This window comes from Acidovorax sp. CF316 (assembly GCF_000276605.1).
Classification (GTDB): Bacteria; Pseudomonadota; Gammaproteobacteria; order Burkholderiales; family Burkholderiaceae_C; genus Acidovorax.
Window position 1 is genome coordinate 31,134 of sequence record NZ_AKJX01000272.1, and the last position, 18,267, is coordinate 49,400.

The 18,267-nt window shown below is 68.8% G+C and carries 17 protein-coding genes; 11 read left to right on the top strand and 6 right to left on the bottom strand.

Features of this window, described 5'->3' with window-relative positions:
- The first annotated feature begins 115 nt into the window (after positions 1–115).
- On the top strand, positions 116–853 hold the full coding sequence (locus PMI14_RS33855) for a GNAT family N-acetyltransferase (RefSeq protein WP_146187878.1): 738 nt from the start codon (positions 116–118) through the stop codon (positions 851–853).
- Here PMI14_RS33855 and PMI14_RS33860 read toward each other — a convergent pair.
- The 3 genes from PMI14_RS33860 to PMI14_RS30420 are packed head-to-tail and all read right to left on the bottom strand — an operon-like array spanning position 832 to position 5,664.
- The gene (locus PMI14_RS33860) at positions 832–2,916 is read right to left on the bottom strand and encodes a PP2C family protein-serine/threonine phosphatase (RefSeq protein ID WP_007861030.1); all 2,085 of its coding nucleotides are present in this window, start codon (positions 2,914–2,916) and stop codon (positions 832–834) included. The two genes, PMI14_RS33855 and PMI14_RS33860, sit on opposite strands and share 22 nt — an antisense overlap.
- A complete protein-coding gene (locus tag PMI14_RS30415; RefSeq protein WP_007861032.1) occupies positions 2,906–4,873 on the bottom strand; it encodes a hypothetical protein in 1,968 nt (655 codons plus the stop codon). The genes PMI14_RS33860 and PMI14_RS30415 overlap by 11 nt, the downstream gene beginning before the upstream one ends.
- Positions 4,870–5,664 (bottom strand): hypothetical protein, encoded by a 795-nt coding sequence (locus PMI14_RS30420; RefSeq protein ID WP_007861034.1) that lies wholly within the window; start codon positions 5,662–5,664, stop codon positions 4,870–4,872. The genes PMI14_RS30415 and PMI14_RS30420 overlap by 4 nt, the downstream gene beginning before the upstream one ends.
- Positions 5,665–5,759: 95 nt before the next feature.
- On the opposite strand from PMI14_RS30420, the gene PMI14_RS35185 reads away from it, so the two are divergent.
- Together PMI14_RS35185 and PMI14_RS30430 are read left to right on the top strand one after the other, a co-directional pair.
- Positions 5,760–6,206: an ATP-binding protein gene (locus PMI14_RS35185; protein WP_007861036.1), complete on the top strand. Its 447-nt coding sequence runs from the start codon at positions 5,760–5,762 to the stop codon at positions 6,204–6,206.
- Between the two features lie 288 nt (positions 6,207–6,494).
- Entirely contained in the window at positions 6,495–7,250 is a 756-nt protein-coding gene (locus PMI14_RS30430; protein WP_007861040.1) for a GGDEF domain-containing protein, read from the top strand.
- 48 nt (positions 7,251–7,298) lie between these two features.
- Here the strand turns inward: PMI14_RS30430 and PMI14_RS30435 are convergent, their stop codons facing one another.
- Both PMI14_RS30435 and PMI14_RS30440 read right to left on the bottom strand, forming a co-directional pair.
- Positions 7,299–8,054, bottom strand: coding sequence for a hemerythrin domain-containing protein (locus tag PMI14_RS30435; protein WP_007861045.1), 756 nt, complete (start codon positions 8,052–8,054; stop codon positions 7,299–7,301).
- Positions 8,055–8,232: 178 nt separating this feature from the next.
- A complete protein-coding gene (locus PMI14_RS30440; RefSeq protein ID WP_035206338.1) occupies positions 8,233–9,822 on the bottom strand; it encodes a GMC family oxidoreductase in 1,590 nt (529 codons plus the stop codon).
- 129 nt (positions 9,823–9,951) lie between these two features.
- Between PMI14_RS30440 and PMI14_RS30445 the strand changes: the two genes are divergently transcribed.
- The 8 genes from PMI14_RS30445 to PMI14_RS30480 all read left to right on the top strand — a co-directional run bounded on the left by PMI14_RS30445 (position 9,952) and on the right by PMI14_RS30480 (position 15,955).
- A complete protein-coding gene (locus PMI14_RS30445; RefSeq protein WP_007861053.1) occupies positions 9,952–10,800 on the top strand; it encodes a 3-hydroxybutyryl-CoA dehydrogenase in 849 nt (282 codons plus the stop codon).
- A gap of 83 nt (positions 10,801–10,883) precedes the next feature.
- Positions 10,884–11,705, top strand: coding sequence for a crotonase/enoyl-CoA hydratase family protein (locus PMI14_RS30450; protein WP_035206339.1), 822 nt, complete (start codon positions 10,884–10,886; stop codon positions 11,703–11,705).
- Positions 11,706–11,884: 179 nt separating this feature from the next.
- Positions 11,885–12,352, top strand: coding sequence for a MarR family winged helix-turn-helix transcriptional regulator (locus PMI14_RS30455; RefSeq protein WP_007861056.1), 468 nt, complete (start codon positions 11,885–11,887; stop codon positions 12,350–12,352).
- A gap of 70 nt (positions 12,353–12,422) precedes the next feature.
- The gene (locus PMI14_RS30460; RefSeq protein ID WP_007861058.1) at positions 12,423–12,839 is read left to right on the top strand and encodes an organic hydroperoxide resistance protein; all 417 of its coding nucleotides are present in this window, start codon (positions 12,423–12,425) and stop codon (positions 12,837–12,839) included.
- Between the two features lie 3 nt (positions 12,840–12,842).
- Positions 12,843–13,223 carry a DUF1304 domain-containing protein gene (locus PMI14_RS30465; RefSeq protein WP_007861059.1) on the top strand — a complete coding sequence of 127 codons (381 nt, stop codon included), beginning with the start codon at positions 12,843–12,845 and terminating at the stop codon, positions 13,221–13,223.
- Between the two features lie 136 nt (positions 13,224–13,359).
- Positions 13,360–14,445: a DUF2855 family protein gene (locus PMI14_RS30470; RefSeq protein WP_007861061.1), complete on the top strand. Its 1,086-nt coding sequence runs from the start codon at positions 13,360–13,362 to the stop codon at positions 14,443–14,445.
- A 33-nt stretch (positions 14,446–14,478) separates the two neighbouring features.
- Positions 14,479–15,510 carry a serine/threonine protein kinase gene (locus PMI14_RS30475; RefSeq protein WP_007861067.1) on the top strand — a complete coding sequence of 344 codons (1,032 nt, stop codon included), beginning with the start codon at positions 14,479–14,481 and terminating at the stop codon, positions 15,508–15,510.
- Positions 15,511–15,649: 139 nt separating this feature from the next.
- A complete protein-coding gene (locus PMI14_RS30480) occupies positions 15,650–15,955 on the top strand; it encodes a hypothetical protein (RefSeq protein ID WP_007861069.1) in 306 nt (101 codons plus the stop codon).
- A gap of 67 nt (positions 15,956–16,022) precedes the next feature.
- On the opposite strand, the gene htpG is transcribed toward PMI14_RS30480, so the two are convergent.
- Entirely contained in the window at positions 16,023–17,999 is a 1,977-nt protein-coding gene (gene htpG, locus PMI14_RS30485) for a molecular chaperone HtpG (protein ID WP_007861071.1), read from the bottom strand.
- Positions 18,000–18,267: the final 268 nt, after the last annotated feature.

Genomic DNA, 18,267 nt, shown 5'->3' on the forward strand with positions numbered 1-18,267 from the left:
TTCGTCGAATGTCATGCAGCTGTTCTATAGTCGGGCATTCTTACGATCTCTTTCAACCTTTTCGACCCGTTGCGCACCGTGTGTGTGCGCCACCCCGTCCATCGTGCTCAGTTCCTTGCCCCAGCTCCCGCCCATCCTGCTGCCCGAAGCAGGGCTGGGCAACGTGCCCCATGCACGCACCCGCTTGCTGGAGGCGCAGGACTTCGATGCCTGGGTGGCTTTGCGCGAGACCGTTCTGGCCACGCTGCCCGACCCTGACTTCTACGTGCGCGAGGACGACGAGAAGGACTTCTTCCAGGCCCACATGTACCCGGGCGGTGAACTCATCGGTGTGTTCGTGGACGGCGCGCTGGTCGCCTATGCCATGGTCGAGTTGCCGGGCGAACACGAGGCCCACAACCTGGGTCACGTGATCGGCCTGGACCCGGCGCAGCAGGGCATGGTGGCGCACCTGTCGAGCTGCATGGTGCTGCCGCAGTGGCGTGGCCGCCAGCTGCAGCGCACGCTGCTGTCGGCGCGCCTGGGCCTGGCACAGGCCCATGGACGTCCCTTGTGCATGGCCATGGTGTCCCTGCGCAACCACCGCAGCCGCCACAACATGCTGCGCCAGGGCCTGCGTGTCGTCTGGACCGGCACGATCGACGGCCTGCAGCGCCACGTGGCCATGATCGACCTGGAACAGGGCATGGACTTTGCCACCGAAGGCGAATTGCTGCTGCCGAGCCTGGACTACGAGGCGCTGCGCGCCGCGGCGCTGGCCGGCTACGCCTGCGTGGGCGAGGTGCGCGCACCCGACGGCGCGGTGTCGTTGCGCTATGCGCGCCATCTTGCTCACAACCGCCGCCCCCGGTAGGTCAATGCCACCACGGTGATGTCGTCGGCCTGGGCGGCGCCGTCCTCGAAGCCGCGCACGGCGCGCACGATCTGGTCGGGGATCCGCGCCGTGACCACGCCGCGGGGATCGCTGCCGATGGCGGCCATGGCGGCCAGCAGGGCGTCGTCCCCAAAAAGGGCATTCTCTGCATTCGTGGCCTCGGTCACGCCGTCGGTGTAGAGCACCACGGTTTCCCCGGGCGCCAGCATGACCTCGCCCTCGATGTATTCCTGCCCTTCCATCACCGCCAGCGCCATGTTCCTGCCGCGCGGGAACAGCGCGGCTCCGTCGCCGGTCAGGCGCACCGGCGGGTTGTGGCCCGCATTCACGTAGACCAGCCGCCCGGTGGGCAGGTGCAGCACGCTGTAGAACACGGTGACGAACATCATCTGGTCGTTCTCGGCGCACAGCTGGTCGTTGAGGGCGCGGATGGTGGCGCCGGGCTCGCGCAGGAACAGCGCGTTGCTCTTGAGCAGGGTGCGCGAGATCGCCATGAAGAATGCCGCCGGCACGCCCTTGCCCGACACGTCGGCCACGACCACGGCCAGGTGCTCGTCGTCGATCGGGAAGTAGTCGTAGAAGTCGCCCCCAATTTCCTTGGCCGCGATCATGGTGGCCGCGATGTCGACCTCGTCCACATCGGGCGCCGAGCGCGGCAGGATGGACAGCTGCATCTGGCGCGCAATCTCCAGCTCCTGCTGCAGGCTGGCCAGGGTGGCCTGGGTCTGCACCGCCGCCTGCAGCTCGCGCAGCAGCTTGAGCAGGCGGTTTTGCTGGTTGGTCACCAGGCCGGACATGCGGCCCAGGATACCGGCGAGCTCGGCCAGGTGGTTGGTAGGCGCAGCCCCGGCATCGGTCGCGGCGGGGCCGGCCTGCGCCTCGGAGCTCGAACCGAGCGCCACGAGGATCTCCTCGCGCGAGGTGGGATCCAGGCTGTCGGCCAGGGTGCGCAGCTGGCCGCGGATCAGGCGTTCCTGCTGCTGCCGGGTGCGGATGCGCTCCTGGCGCAGGGTCTCGAGGTTGAGCAGTTCCGAGCGGATGGCCACCACGCCGCGGGCGATCTCGCCGGACTCGTCCTCGGCGTCTTCCTCCCCCTGGTCCAGCGAGGCGTCGGTGGCGCCGCGCGCCAGCGCGTTGAGCACACCGACCGAGCGCGACAGCGGCTCCATCGCATGCCGCAGGTAGACCACGAGGCCTGCCGCCAACAGCGCGGCGAACACCAGCGCCGCAGCCAGCGTGGTGCGTGAGAACAGCCGGTCGGCGTAGTGCGCGGCGCTCACGTCCTGCATCCAGACCAGGGCGCCGACGATGCGCGCATCCGGGTTGCGCACGGGCTGGCTGACGATGCGCAGGGCGCGCGCCTGAGCGTCCGGGCCTGCCTGCTGCACGGTGACCGCCTGGTTGGAGCGCACGGGGATCGGGGTGTCGGTGGCGGCCAGCACGCCCGCCCGGGTGCCCACGGATTCGGCGCCGCGCATGTTGGCCAGGAAAAGGTCACCGCCCAGGTAGGTGGCCAGCTCGGACAGCTTGGGCGCGACGTCCTGGCCCACGGCCAGCGCGCCGCCGTCAAAGCCGCGCACCACCACCCACTGGTACTGGCGCACCGCCACCTGGCTGAGCCCGCGCACGGCGCCGCCCTGGCCACTGGCCGTGGCCACCCAACGGACTTCGGCGATCGGCTGTGGATCGATGCCGGGCTCGGTGGTGGCCACCAGTGTGCCCTGGCGGTCGAAGACATCGATGCGCACGCCCGGAGCGCGCCGCGTCGCGGCCGCCAGCAGGGCGTCGAGGCGGGCCGAGGCGCCCTGCGCCGCCAGGTCGCGCAGGGCGGCGTCCTGCAGCAGTTGCTGGGCCAGCACGTCCTGGCGGTCCAGGTTTTCGTTCTGCAGCTTGTCCCAGGCGATGCGCTGGTTCTGCAGCAGCACTTCGTCGTAGCGCTGCGACCAGCGCTGGTCGCTGAGCCAGCCGATCGCGGCGAAGGCCGCGACCAGCAGGGCCATGGCGGCCAGCAGGATGGCGATCAGCCGGTGCCTAAGGTGCATGCTGCCCTCCGGCGCGGTCCGCATCCGCGGCGGCGCGCAGGCCGCGCCCGCCGCACACCAGCAGCAGCAACACGGCCACGAGCAATGGCCAGCCGCCGTGCAGGGGAACGCCCAGGGCGCCGCTGCCACACACGGCGCCGACGCCCATCGCAGCCCATTGGACCGTTGACAGCGCGGGCAGCCGGCACTCGCCCTCGGCCGCGCGCGCCAGACGGCCCAGCGCACTGCCTGCCAGCAGGGCGGCCAGCGCCAGCACCGCGTCCTGAAGGGAGCGCCCCACGGACAACCAATCCGAGGCGATGGCCAAGGCCAGCAGGGCGGCTGCGGTGGCCATGGCCGCCAACACGCCCGAGGACGGCATGCGCCTGCGCAGGAACAACCCGGCGGCCATGCCCAGCCCCAGCATTGGCGCCCAGAGGGCGGGTTGCCCCAGCGCGTGTGTGGCCAGCGCCAGGCCCAGCAGCAGGCCGGCGGCGCAGGACTGGCCCAGCGCCCTGGCGCCGTCGGCATTGGGCCGGGGTGTCTCGATCAGGGGGTCGGCGTGCACACCCGTGCGGCTGCGCCAGGGGCTGCGCGGTCCGTTCCAGCGCACGACGAAAAAGCCCGCGCAGGCTGCGGGCAGCAGCAGCGCATAGGCGCCCTGCAGCGTGCCCAGGGCATCCAGCGCCAGGCTGCCCAGCGCCGGGCCCAGCCAGACGGCGGTGATGGTCCAGGCGCTCCAGGTCGCGGCGCGCCAGCGTGGCCGGGCATAGGCGTATTCGGGCCGGGTGCTCGGCACCTGTTCGACGGCCTGGCAGGCGGCCAGCACGGCGCCCACCACCAGGCCGTGCCAGGCTCCCGCCGCCATGGCCAGGGTCCAGGGCCGGCTCGCCGGCAGGCCACCGGCGCAGGCCATGGCCGTGGCAAGCAGCGCGATGCAGGCGGGCAGCACCACGGTGGGCGCGGGCCAGCGGCGCCAGCGCGTCACGCACCAGGCCGCCGTGCCCGCCACGAAAAAGGCGGCCAGGCTGGCGGCAGGGGCCGGTGCCAGGCCCTGCCACTGCCAGGGGGTTTCGCCTTGCAGGTGCAGGCTGCGCAGCCACAGCGTCTGCAGCGCCAGCGCGCTCAAGGCCACGAGCAGGGCGATCCAGAACGCCTGCGCCTCGGCGGCGACCACCCGCACCTGGGCGATGCCGTGCTCTGCGAAGCGGTCGTCGGCCTCGGCCTTGGCCAGCAACTGGTCCAGGCGTTCGCGCCGCAGGTGCTGGGGTTCCGTCTGGCGCAGCGAGGCGATCAGGCGGCGCACACGCACCAGCCCCTCGTGCACTCCGCGCACTGCGTGGCCGAGCTGCTGCACCCGCAGGTCGAACCCGCGCCGTTGCGGCAGGACCACGGCCTGGTCGTAGCGCCCCTGTGCGATGGCGCGGCGCGCACGCCAGGCGGCATGGTTGCGCAACTCGATGCCCTGGGCCTGTGAAAAACGTGCGGCCAGATAGGCCAGCAGGGCCAGCAGCCCGATGGCCGGCAGCAGCAAGGCGGCCGTGGCGCGGGTGAAGGTGGCCGCACCGCTGTCGCGCAAGGCCAGGCGCAGGATGGCGACGGGAGCGCCGCGGACCTGCACCGGCGCCTCGGCCGTGGCACCGGCTTCGCCGGCGTCGCGCGTGGTCTGCCAGAGCACCTTGCCATCGGGCAGCACCAACGCCAAGGCCTGGATGTCGGACTGCGAAGCCATGCGCTGCTGGAACAGCGCCTCGACACCCACCAGGCTGCGCAGCGGGATGCCGGATTCGACGGCATGGGTGATGCGCAGGCTCAGCGACTGCGCCATCAGCTGCGAACGCGTGCGGTCGCTTGAGGCCCGCATGTCGCGCAGCTGGTCATAGGTGGAGATGGCCAGGATGCTGGCCGCCAGCAGCAACAGCACCAGGGCCGCGATGCCCAGGCGGGTGGCGGGTGCGAAAGGACGGCGCGCGCTCATTCGGTGCGCTCGCTTTCGTCCAGGCGCACCAGGCAATCGTCCATGCGCTGGCGCACCTGGGCGCTGTGCGCCAGTGCCCGCATCTGGGCGCGCTGGCACTCGGCGCGCAACCGGGCCGACTGCGGCTGCAAGGCCCAGAGCGTGGCCAGCCAGCCCAGCAGGCCGGCAGTGGCCAGCACCAGCACCGCCATGGCGCCCAGCGTGAGCGTGTGCCCATCGGGCTGCCACACGGCAAGCCGAAAGCGCACGGGCTGGGTGGCATACGTGGCGCTGATGTGGCCCACGACCTCGCCAAAGGCGTTGTGCAGGGGAAAGCCCATGATGGCCTCTCCAGGGAGCGCTGCGCTCCATATCCGGTCCTGGCGCGCACCGGTCTCGGCCGCCCGGGCCGCACGGGGCTGCAGCGCCTCGCCGATGGCACCCCGGTCGGTGCTGAACAGGGCAATGCCCGCGCGGTCCACCACGTCGATGGCGTACAGCTGGGTGTCACTGGCCAGGGCCCGCTCCAGCCGGGGCTGGATGCCGCGGTGGTCGGGCAGGTCGAAGCCCAGCGCCAGGTCGCCCTCGATGGCATCCTGCAGCTCCACCAGCGTCAATGACAGGCGCGAGCGCTGGATCTGCGCCTCTTCCTGTGCGCGCACGTCCAGCAGCAGGCTGGCGATCAGTGCGATGCCGGCCAGCACGATCAACAGCCACAGCCCGCCGAGCTCCCACAGCGCGGCGAGCGTGGGCTTGGCCGCCACGGCGGTGCTGGCAGTCTGTGGCGATGGGGGCGAGGAAAGCGTTGGCATGGTCCGGCTCATGCCACAATGCTTTGGCGACCCACCGGACCGCGGCGCAGACGGCGCCCGCAGGTGCAGCCCCAGGTTTCAGCGCGCAGACACCTATGAATCCACCGCTCGAATGGCAGCAGACCCTGTACGGCACCGTAGCCGAGCTTCCCGCTTTCTTCGAGCGGCTGGAGGCCTGGGCCGACGACAACGGCGTGCCGATGCCCCTGGCTTCGTCCTTCGGGCTGATGCTCGACGAGTTGCTGACCAATGTGGCCATGCATGGCTACGAGGGACAGGGCGGCCTGGTGGAGGTGAGTTTGCGCTTCGATGCGCCGGCCCGCCTGCAGGCCGTGTTGCGCGACCATGGGCGGGCATTCGACCCCACCACCTTGGCGGCACCCGACGTGGGGGCCTCGCTCGATGATCGGGACATGGGTGGCCTGGGCGTGCATTTCGTGCAGAGGTTGGCGGATCGGTTCGAGTATCGGCGCGACGGTGAGGTCAACGAGGTCACCGTGTCGCGCTGCCTGCCAGCCGCAGGGGCGGCGCAAGCGCATTGAATTGTTAACAAAGTGTGCAAGCGTATCATTGTGCCCGCCGCGCGGCTGTCGTTTGTTCGCCTCGCCCCGGGCTTTTTCTGATCCCGCAGAGGCCTTTTTCGGCTGCGCCGGGCCCGGCACCCAGGGCTGCGGCCGGTCGCTGTCGGGCGGCGGCCCCGTGGTGCCGACACCCGCCCTGCCCCGACCAGGGACGCTGGCCCTGGCGGTGCTGCGCGGCCGGCCACGGACTGGCAGGCGCCTGCGGCACCCACTGAACATGCGGCCTGCCGCAAATGAGGAGAACACCCTGTGACCCCTGCCGAGACCGACGACCTCTTCCTGCAGCGCCTGTGCGACGTCATGCAGCGCATCGCCCAGCAGGGTGACCTGCGCGCCATCGGGCCGCTCATGGACATGACGGGCGAGCGGCCCGAGGAAAGCGTGCAGGCCCGGCTGGCCGAGGCCTTCGCCCACATGGTGGTCAAGCTGGAGGCGCGCGAGTTCGAGCTCGAGTGCCGCATTTCCGACCTGGACCAGACCCGCCGCGAGCTGGAGGCCGCCAACCTGGACCCGCTGACCGGCCTGCCCAACCGCATGATCGCGCGCGACCGGTTGCGCCAGGCGCTGACCGATGCCAACACGCGCCAGGGGCTGCTCACGGTGCTGTTCCTGGACCTGGACAAGTTCAAGCAGGTCAACGACACCATGGGCCATGCCGCTGGCGACGAGCTGCTGTGCCTGGTGACGCAGCGCCTGCGCGGCTGCCTGCGCGATGGCGACACGCTGGCACGCCTGGGCGGAGACGAGTTCCTGTGCGTGCTGCCCGGTGCCAGCGCCGACGACGCGCAGGGCGTGGCCAACCGCATGGTGGCGGCGCTGACAGACCGCTTCCAGCTCGCCGTCGGCGGCGCGGACATCGGCACCAGCATTGGCCTGTCGCATTTCCCCGACCATGGGCGTGGCGTGGACGAACTGATCGCCCATGCCGACGCCGGCCTGTACGAGGCCAAGCGCAACGGCCGCAACCGCTGGTGCTACGCGCCGGCCGGTGCCACCGCGGCCTGAGCCTGCCCAGCCCAGCCCTGCGCGGCGGCGGCGCCTCGGGGCGGTGCCTCAGTACGGTGGCGCCGTCTCGGCCGACAGGTCCAGGCTGCGCATTAGCTTGATCCATTCGTACGGTGTGAGGTGGGGCTTGACGCTGTCGAGCACCGCCGCGAACACCGGTGCCGGCGCATGGGCGCGCATGTCGGCCAGCATCGCGGTGCGCTCGGGCGGCGACATGAAGGGCACCAGCCAGCGCAGGATGGCCATCATTTCCTCGGGCGGGATGGAGGCCACCAGCGCGTTGTGCACTTCCACCAGCTCCGCATCGCTGTAGTGCGCCCAGAGCACGCCGTTGTGCGTGGTCTCCTCGGCGTGCATGTGCTCGAAGTTGTGGGCGATGAACAGCGCCAGCTGGCGGTACAGCGCCTGGGTGGCCACGGGCCGCGCCGCGGGCGCGCAGCCCAGCAGCTGCGTGACGCCGGCGGCCAGCGCGGTGATGGCTGCCTCGTGCTCGCCATGCTCGCCTTCGAGCACGCGGGCCGCACCCGGGGCGCGGGCCTCGATGGCCGTGTGCACGAAGGCGTTTTCATGCTGCAGGTGCGAACGGCACAGGTCCAGCAGGTCCATCACGCGCTCGCAATGGCTGGCAAATTCGTCGTCGTCCGTCACATCCATGCGGCCCAGGGCCAGCAGGGTGTGGGCCATGACGGCGCGCAAGGCCTTGTGGATGCCGGCATACATGTCCATGCGCGGCGCGCCAAGGGATGCCGAGGGATCGGCATGGGCCGAGATCAGGGCCGAGATTTCGCGGGGGTCGATGTTCATCGCTTTGCTCTTCTTTCATGCTGCCCTTGCGGGCCGTTGCCACACCGTCTCTTGCGGTGTTCGGCCGGGTGCACCATGCACCCGCAGCCGATGAAAGAAGTCTAGGAAAGCGCGGCGTTTTCGCCTGTGAAGAACTTCCGCTTTTCGCGCCCCGCGGCCGGCCCCTGCGTGACATCCATCACGCTGCGGCGCGCAGCATGTCGACGGCCTTCTCGGCGATCATCACCGTGGGTGCGTTGGTGTTGCCGCTCACGATGCGCGGCATGATGGAGGCGTCCACCACGCGCAGGCCCTGCAGGCCGTGCACGCGCAACTGCGCATCCACCACGTCGAGCGGACCCGGCCCCATGCGGCAGGTGCCCACGGGGTGGTAGATGGTGTCGGCGTACTGGCGGATGAACTGCTCGATCTGCGCGGGGGTCTGCGCGCCGGCCGATGCGGGCAGTTCGCGCGCACCGAAACGCGCCAGCGCCGGCTGGGCCAGGATCTCGCGCAGGCGCTGGAAGCCGCGCACCATGCGCTGCATGTCGTCAGCGTCTTCGAGGAAGCGCGGGTCCACCAGCGGCAGGGCCATCGGGTCCTTGGTGGCCAGCGCCACCGAGCCCCGGCTGCGCGGCTGCAGCAGGCACACATGGGCCGAATAGCCATGGCCCAGCACGGTCTTGCGGCCATGGTCCACGAGCTTGCCGATCACGAAGTGCAGCTGCAGGTCGGGCGCGGCCTCGGCCGGATCGCTCTTGATGAAGCCGCCGGCCTCGGCAAAATTGGTGGTCAGCATGCCGGTGCGGCTGCGCCGCCATTCGAGCACGCCGAGCAGTTGGCTCCACATGCCCGAGGGCGAGATGCCGAACAGGTCCTTGAGCGCTGGCGCATTGAACACCTGCACCAGGTCCGGGTGGTCATGCAGGTGCTGGCCCACGCCCGGCAGGTCGTGCAGCACCGCAATGCCGTGGCGCTGCAGGTGCGCGGCTGGGCCCACGCCCGAGAGCATGAGCAACTGCGGCGACAGCAGTGCACCCGCGCTGAGCAGCACCTCGCGGCCGGCACGCACCTCGTGCAGCGCACCGCCCTGGTGGTATTCCACACCCACGGCGCGCTGGCCCTCGAACAGGATGCGCGTGGCGTGCGCGCCGGTGATCACCTGCAGGTTGCTGCGCGAGAGGTACGGCGTGAGGTAGCCCTTGGCCGCGCTGTGGCGCTCGCCATTCTTATGCGTCACCTGGTACATGCCCACGCCTTCCTGCGAGGCGCCGTTGAAGTCGGTGTTGTGCGGGTGGCCGGCCTGCACGCCGGCCTCGTTGAAGAACTGGCTGAAGCGGTTGGGCGAGCGCAGATCGGCCACGTTCAAGGGTCCACCCTCCCCATGCCAGGCATCGGCGCCGCGCTCGTTGTTCTCGGCCTTGAGGAAATAGGGCTTGACGTCTTCCCAGCCCCAACCCGGGTTGCCCTGTTCGGCCCAATGGTCGTAGTCGGCGTGCTGGCCGCGGATGTAGACCATGGCGTTGATCGAGCTCGATCCGCCCAGCACCTTGCCGCGCGGCTGGTAGCCCTGGCGGCCGTTGAGCGCGGCCTGCGGCGTGGTGTTCTGGCCCCAGCCGTTGAGCTCGAACTTGGCCATCACGGCCAGGCCCGCCGGACAGTGGATGAGCACGCTCTTGTCGGCGGGCCCGGCTTCGAGCAGGCACACGCGCACGGCGGGGTCTTCGGTGAGCCGGCCGGCCAGCACGGAGCCGGCCGAGCCGCCCCCGATCACGATGTAGTCGAACAACATGTTTTTTGTCTCCAGGCCATGCGCAGAGCCTTTGCCGCGCACGGACCCGATGGACCATAACCGAACGGGCGTGCGATTCGGCTTACCATGCTGCCCGTCTGTTTCACTTTGAAGAGAGCTCTCTATATGACGATTCAAACGGTTGGCATCATCGGCGCGGGCACCATGGGCAACGGCATTGCGCAGGCCTGTGCGGTCTCGGGCATCGACGTGGTGATGGTGGACATCTCCGATGCCGCAGTGCAAAAGGGCCTGGCCACCGTGGCCGGCAGCCTGGACCGCCTGATCAAGAAGGACAAGATCACGGCCGCCGACAAGGATGCAGCGCTGGCGCGCATCAAGGTCTCCACGAGCTACGACGACCTCAAGGCCGCCCAGTTGGTGATCGAGGCCGCCACCGAGAACTACGAGCTCAAGCTCAAGATCCTGAAGCAGGTGGATGCGCTGGTGGCGCCCGAGGTGCTGATCGCGTCGAACACCTCCTCGATCTCCATCACCAAGCTGGCGGCCGCCACCTCGCGCGCCGACCGCTTCATCGGCATGCACTTCTTCAACCCCGTTCCCATGATGGCGCTGGTGGAGATCATCCGCGGCCTGCAGACCAGCGATGCCACGCACGACGCCGTGAAGGCCCTGGCCGAGGCCCTGGGCAAGAGCCCCATCACCGTGAAGAACGCGCCCGGCTTCGTGGTGAACCGCATCCTGGTGCCCATGATCAACGAGGCCTTCTTCGTGCTGGCCGAAGGCCTGGCAACGCCCGAGGACATCGACGCCGGCATGAAGCTCGGCTGCAACCAGCCCATCGGCCCGCTGGCGCTGGCCGACATGATCGGCCTGGACGTGTGCCTGGCCGTGATGGACGTCTACCTCACCGAGTTCGGCGACAGCAAGTACCGCCCCTGCCCGCTGCTCAAGGAAATGGTGGCCGCCGGCCGCCTGGGCCGCAAGACCGGCCAGGGTGTCTACACCTACTGACGACCCCAGGCGCGCTGTCCCCCCGGGGACGGCGCGCCCATCGCGTTGGGTTTTCAATCATGGGCAAGGAGACATTTGCGCCCATGACCAGCAGCATCACCCCCACCACGCCCCCGGCCGAAGGCTGTATCGACACCCAGGTGCTCGGCCACATCCTGCTGATCGGCATCAACCGCCCGGCCAAGCGCAACGGCTGGACGCCGCCCATGTTCCGCCAACTGGCCGAGGCCTATACCCGGCTGGACGATGACCCCGAGCTGCGTGTGGGCGTGCTGCACGCCTTTGGCGACCACTTCACGGCCGGCCTGGACCTGCCGGCGGTGAGCGCCTACATGCAGCGCGGCGAGAAGGCCATCCCCGAAGGCATGGTGGAGCCGCACGACTACGGCCTGCCCGGCTACCGTCGCCGCACCAAACCCATGGTGGTGGCGGTCAAGGGCATCTGCTTCACGGTGGGCATCGAGCTCATGCTGGGCGCCGACATCGTGGTCGCGGCCGACGACTGCCGCTTTGCGCAGATGGAGGTGCAGCGCGGCATCATGGCCACGGGCGGCGCCACGCTGCGCATGGCCGAGCGCGCCGGCACCGGCAACGCCCTGCTGCACCTGCTGACCGCCGACGAGTTCGGCAGCGCCGAGGCCCTGCGCCTGAACTTCGTGCAGAAAGTGGTGCCCGCAGCGCAGGTGCTCGACGAGGCCCTGTCCATCGCCCGGCGCATCGAGGCCCAGGCCCCGATGGCCGTGGTGGCCACCCGGCTCAACGTGCTCAAGGCCATCGAGCAGGGCCAGGCGGCCGCGGTGGCCGAATTCATCCCCGTGCAGAAGCAACTGGCCAACAGCGAGGATGCGGCCGAGGGCGTGCGCGCCTTCGTGGAACGCCGCCCTGCCCGCTTCACGGGCCGCTGACGGCAAGCCTGGCAACGCTGGCCCGTCGTTGCCACCCCTTGCTTGCGCACGCACGCGCTCCATGCGTGAATAGCACCTTTGGCCAGAACGCGCAGCACGCACCCCTGAAAACAGACTCAGCAACAAAAGATTACACAATTCAATTGCACGCAATTTAATTCCGGCGCACAATTCATCCCATGGCACGCAGCAACCCTTCCACCCACACCCCCAGCCCAGCCTTGCTGCGCCTGGACAACCAGGTGTGCTTCGCGCTGTACTCCGCCTCGCTGGCCATGACCAAGCTGTACAAGCCGCTGCTCGAAACCGTGGGTCTGACCTACCCCCAGTACCTGGTGATGCTGGTGCTGTGGGAGCAGGACGGCGTGACCGTCTCCGAACTCGGCGAGCGCCTGTTCCTCGACTCGGGCACGCTTACCCCGCTGCTCAAGCGCCTGGAAACCTCGGGCCTGATTGCCCGCATCCGCGACGCCCAGGACGAACGCCGCGTGCGCATCAGCCTCACGGCCCCGGGCCGGGCGCTGCGCGACAAGGCCGAGGCGATTCCACCCTGCGTGCTCGAAAGCAGCCAGTGCACCCTGCCCGAGCTGACCGCCCTGACCGGGCAGCTCAAGACCTTCCGCGACCGGATCCAACCGCCGCGCTGACCCTTTTTTGTTCAGTTCCCACCCCGTCCGCATTCAGGACATTCATTCACCCACTGCAAAGGAAGACACCATGACGCAACTCGAAAAAGTCCTCTACACCGCCAAGGCCCACGTAACCGGTGGCCGTGATGGCGCCGCCAAGACCGACGACGGCCGGCTGGATGTCAAGCTGTCCTCGCCCGGCACCTCCGGCACCGGCACCAACCCCGAGCAGCTGTTCGCCTCGGGCTACGCCGCCTGCTTCATCGGCGCCATGAAGGCCGTCGGCGGCAAGATCGGCATCCCCGTGCCGCAGGACGTCTCCATCGACGCCGAAGTCGACCTGGGCCCCATCCCGAACGCCTATGGCATCGCCGCCCGCCTGAAGATCAGCCTGCCCGGCCTGGACACCGCCACGGCCCAGAAGCTGGTGGACGCAGCCCACCAGGTCTGCCCCTACTCCAACGCCACGCGCGGCAACATCGACGTGACCATCACGCTGGCGTAAGCCATGGGCCGGCTGCTGCTCCCCCGCATCGCGGTGGCCCTGGTGGCCATCGAGCATGCCTACATCCTGGTGCTGGAGATGTTTTTCTGGAACAAGCCCCTGGGCCTGAAGACCTTCAACCTGACCCAGGAGCTGGCCGATGCCACCACGGTGCTGGCAGCCAACCAGGGCCTGTACAACGGCTTCCTGGCGGCCGGCCTCTTCTGGGGCTTGTTCACCGGCAACCGCCTGTTCAAGATCTTCTTCCTGGTGTGTGTGATCGTGGCCGGCGTCTTCGGCGCCGCCACAGCCGTGCCCAAGATCTTCTACACGCAAGCCCTGCCCGCCATCATCGCGCTGGGACTGGTGCTGGCACTGGACAAGTCGCAGGCACGCAAGGCCTGAGCGCCACCCGAGGCATCCCCTGAACGGCCCGCCGGCCCACGCCGGCGGGCCGTTTTGCATGCTGCATTGCAGCGACCTGTCGCACAGGTTCCCGCAGCCGCTTGAGGACGCCCGCCGATTGGTTTAGCGTGCGGCCATGAGCACCACCACCCTCCTCGTACGCCAGGACGCCCTGGCCCATACCGCCCTGCGCACCACCCAGGATGTTCCGCTGGCCGATGGCCAGGTGCGCGTGCGCGTCGAACGCTTTGCGCTCACGGCCAACAACATCACCTATGCCGCATTGGGCGGCATGCTCAACTACTGGCAGTTCTTTCCTTCGGACGAGACCGGCTGGGGCATCGTGCCCGTGTGGGGTTTCGGCTCGGTCGTGCAGTCGCTGCACCCCGGGGTGGCCGTGGGCGAGCGGCTCTACGGCTACTGGCCCATGTCCACCCACGCCGTGCTCACGCCCGCGCGGCTGACCGAGGCCGGCTTCTACGACGGCGCGGCCCACCGCGCCAGCCTGCATGCCGTGTACAACCAGTACGTGCGTACCGGCACCGACCCGTTCTACACCCCCGACACCGAGGACATACAGGCCCTGCTGCGCCCGCTGTTCATCACCTCGTGGCTGATCGACGACTTCATGGACGACCAGCAGTTCTTCGGGGCCCGGCGCCTGCTGCTGTCCAGCGCATCGAGCAAGACGGCCTATGGCACGGCCTTCCAGCTCGCGCAGCGGGACGGCCTGGAGGTGATCGGCCTGACCTCGCCCGGCAACGTGGCCTTTTGCGAAAGCCTGGGCTGTTACGACCGGGTGGTAGCCTACGATGCGCTGGAGCAGATCGATGCCGCCACGCCCTGCATCTACATCGATTTCGCGGGCAGCGTGGCCGTGCGCGAAGCCATCCACCAGCGCTTTTCCGCCCTGGCCTACAGTTGCGCCGTGGGTGCCAGCCATGTGAACGACCTGGGCGGCGCCGGCCAGTTGCCCGGGCCGCGCCCGACCATGTTCTTCGCCCCCGCCCAGATCAAGAAACGCCGCGACGACTGGGGCGCACAGGTGCTCAACGAGCGGCTGGTCGCTGCCTGGCACGCCTTTTCCACCGCCGTGCAGGCACCGCCCTTGTCCTGGCTGCAGGTGCAGCAGCACCAGGGCCCGGAGGCCGTGGAAACACTGTTCGCGGCCGTGCTGGCCGGCGGCGGCGATCCGCGCACAGGGCACATGGCGGGCCTTTGACTGGCGCCGGCACGGGGCGGGGGACAATGGGGCATGAACCGACTGCCCCCGACCGACACCGCCGCCGCCGCCAGCGCCTCCGACCAGCACCCCTATGCGCGCCTGACGCCGGACCAGGTGCTCGATGCGCTGGCCAGCGTGGGCCTGTATGGCGATGGCCGGCTCATGGCCCTGTCGTCCTATGAAAACCGCGTCTACCAGGTTTCGCTCGAGGATGGTCAGCGCGTCGTGGCCAAGTTCTACCGCCCCGGCCGCTGGAGCGAAGCACAGATTCTCGAAGAGCACGCCTTTGCGGCCGAGCTGATGGCGGCCGAGGTGCCAGCCGTGGGGCCGATGGCGCTGAACGGCAGCACGCTGCATGCCCATGAGGGTTTTGCCTTTTCCGTGAGCCCCTGGCGCGGCGGGCGTGGTCCCGAACTCGACGATTTCGACGTGCTTGAATGGATCGGCCGCTTTCTTGCGCGCATCCACACCGTGGGCGCCGCCCAGCCCTTCGTGCACCGGCCGGCGCTGGACCTGCAGGGTTTTGGCACCGCCTCGCGCGAGTGGCTGCTGGGCCACGACATGATCCCGCTGGACATGCAGTCGGCCTGGCAGGAACAGTGCGACAAGGCGCTTTCGCTGGTCGCCGCCAGCGGCCTCGCGGATGCCAGGTCCATCCGCCTGCATGGCGACTGCCACCCCGGCAACATCCTCTGGACACCGACCGACCTGCCCGGTGGCGGCCCGCACTTCGTAGACCTGGACGATGCGCGCATGGGCCCGGCCGTGCAGGACCTGTGGATGCTGCTGTCCGGCGACCGGCGCCAGCGCACGCAGCAGCTGGGCGCCCTGGTGGAAGGCTACGAGCAGTTCCGCAGCTTCGACCGGCGCGAACTGGCCCTGGTCGAGCCCCTGCGCACGCTGCGGCTCATCCACTACAGCGCCTGGCTGGCGCGCCGTTGGCAAGACCCGATCTTTCCGGTCAATTTCCCCTGGTTCGGCAGCAGCGACTACTGGCGCGGCCAGGTGGACATGCTGATCGAGCAGTGCGAGGCCATGGGCGAGGAGCCGCTCTACGCCTGACAAAGCCCTCTTCGCCCACGCGGTCGGGGCCGGGCACGGCCGCCCGCCTCCCGGCGGCCGAAAGCGCCATCGGCGCTTGGGGCACGGCCGGGCCTCGTATATGCTTTGCCATCTTCGCTATCGCACACTGGCCTGAACCATGAAAGACCTGTTTCGGAACCTTCTCTCGATCCGCCAGCAACGCCGGCCGGCCCCCGTGGGCAGCGTGCCCGCGGTGGGCGTCGCCATCATTCGCGGGGACATCAAGATGAATGTCACCGAACCCATTTCCCGTGACCTGTGGAGCTGGATGGTGCTGTCGGGCTGGCGCAACGTGCCGGTCAAGAACGACCGCCGCCAATACGTCGAGCTGCCCGACGGTTTGCTCAAGCAGCTGATCGATGCGGCGCCGACCGAGCGCGACGCCGTCCATGCGCGCATCATGGCCAAGGCGAAGGAAGAGTGACGACACCTCCGTTCGCCGGGGCGCTGCGCCTCGGTGCAGCCACCCCGGGCGGCCGCACACGCAGGCGTCAGGCCAGCAAGGCGTTGACGCGCTTGACGTAGGCTGCCGGATCGGCCGGCAGGCCACCTTCGGCCAGCAAGGCCTGGTCGAACAGGATGTGCGCCAGGTCATGGAAGTGCACGCTGCCCTCGAGTTTCTTGACCAGGGCATGCTCGGCATTCACCTCCAGCACGGGCTTGGACTCGGGCGCCTGCTGGCCGGCCTGCTTGAGCATGCGCGCCAGCTGGGTGCTCATGCCGTCGTCCTGCACCACCAGGCAGGCCGGTGAGTCGACCAGGCGGGTGGTCACGCGCACGTCCTCGGCCTTGTCCTTCAAGGCCTCCTTGAGCTTGGCCAGCAGCGGCTTGAAGGCCTCGGCAGCCTCCTCGGCGGCCTTCTTCTCGGCCTCGTCCTGCAGCGAGCCCAGGTCCACGGCGCCCTTGGCCACGCTCTGCAGCGGGGTGCCGTCGAACTCGTTGAGGTAGTTCAGCGCCCATTCGTCAACGCGGTCGGTCATGAGCAGCACTTCGATGCCCTTCTTCTTGAAGACTTCGAGCTGCGGGCTGTTCTTGGCCGCGGCCAGGGTGTCGGCCGTGATGTAGTAAATGGCCTCCTGGCCTTCCTTCATGCGTGCCTTGTAGTCGGTAAAGCTGACCGTGGCCGTGTCGCTGGTGGTGCTGGCAAAGCGCAGCAGCTTGGCCAGGCGTTCGCGGTTGCCGAAATCCTCGCCCAGGCCTTCCTTGAGCACCGAGCCGAACTCGGCGTAGAAGGCCGTGTACTTGCCCTCCTTGGCCTTGTCGTCGGCATCGACCACGTCGGTCACACCTTCGTCACCAGCAACCGCTTCGTGCCGGTCGTGCTTGGCCAGGTCTTCCAGCATGGACAGCACGCGCTTGGTCGAGCCCTCGCGGATGGAGCGCACGTCGCGGCTTTCCTGCAGCAATTCGCGGCTCACGTTGAGCGGCAGGTCGGCCGAGTCGATCACCCCCTTGACGAAGCGCAGGTAGGTCGGCATCAGCGCCTCGGCGTCGTCCATGATGAAGACGCGCTTGACGTAGAGCTTCACGCCGGCCTTCTTGTCGCGGTTCCACAGGTCGAACGGAGCCTTGGCGGGGATGTACAGCAGCTGCGTGTACTCGGTGTTGCCTTCCACGCGGTTGTGCGCCCAGGTCAGCGGGGCCTCGTGGTCGTGGCTGATGGCCTTGTAGAACTCCTGGTACTGCTCTTCGCTGATGTCCTTCTTGGGCCGGGTCCACAGGGCGCTGGCCTTGTTGATGGTTTCCCACTCGCCGGTCTTGACCATGCCGCCGGGCTGGCGGCCGCCGTTCTCGTCCGCCGGGTTGATCAGCTCGCCGTCCTTCCACTCTTCCTTTTCCATCAGGATGGGCAGGCTGATGTGGTCGGAGTACTTGGCGATGACCGACTTGAGCTTCCAGGCGTTGAGGTACTCCTCGGCCTCTTCGCGCAGGTGCAGGATGATGCTGGTGCCGCGCGCGGCCCGGGTGATGGCCTCGACCTCGAAGTCGCCCGTGCCGCCGCTGGTCCAGCGCACACCCTCTTCGGCCGGCACGCCGGCGCGGCGCGATTCCACGGTGATCTTGTCGGCCACGATGAAGCCGGAGTAAAAGCCCACGCCGAACTGGCCGATGAGCTGGGCGTCGGCCTTCTGGTCGCCCGAGAGCTTGCCCATGAAGTCCTTGGTGCCGCTCTTGGCGATGGTACCCAGGTGGTCGATGGCCTCCTGCGCCGTCATGCCGATGCCGTTGTCGGTGATGGTCAGGGTCTTGGCGGCCTGGTCGAAGCTCACGCGCACCTCGAGGTTGGGTGCGTCTTCGTACAGGGCGTTGTTGTTCAGGGCTTCGAAGCGCAGCTTGTCGCAGGCGTCCGAGGCATTGGAGATCAGCTCGCGCAGGAAGATTTCCTGGTTGGAGTACAGCGAGTGGGTGACCAGGTGCAGAAGCTGGGCCACTTCGGCCTGGAACGACAGGGTTTGTTTGTTGCTCATGGTGTCTTGGAGTTGCTTTGGATCGGTCTGGGGAACGGCATCGGCACCCCAGGCCTGGGTGCAAAGGACGTTCGCGGGTGCTCAGCTCGGGGCGCTTGCGCCGATTTCAAGGTCCGCACTCGGTGGGTGCCAGCCGCTGCGTGCCGGCACGCCGACGGCACACCCATGAGCTTACCGTGCATTGTTGACAATTGAGGGCCCGTTGACGCTGGTAATACCCATTTGACCGCCATAAGATGCGCCCCGTGCAGCGGCGGGGGGCCGCCAG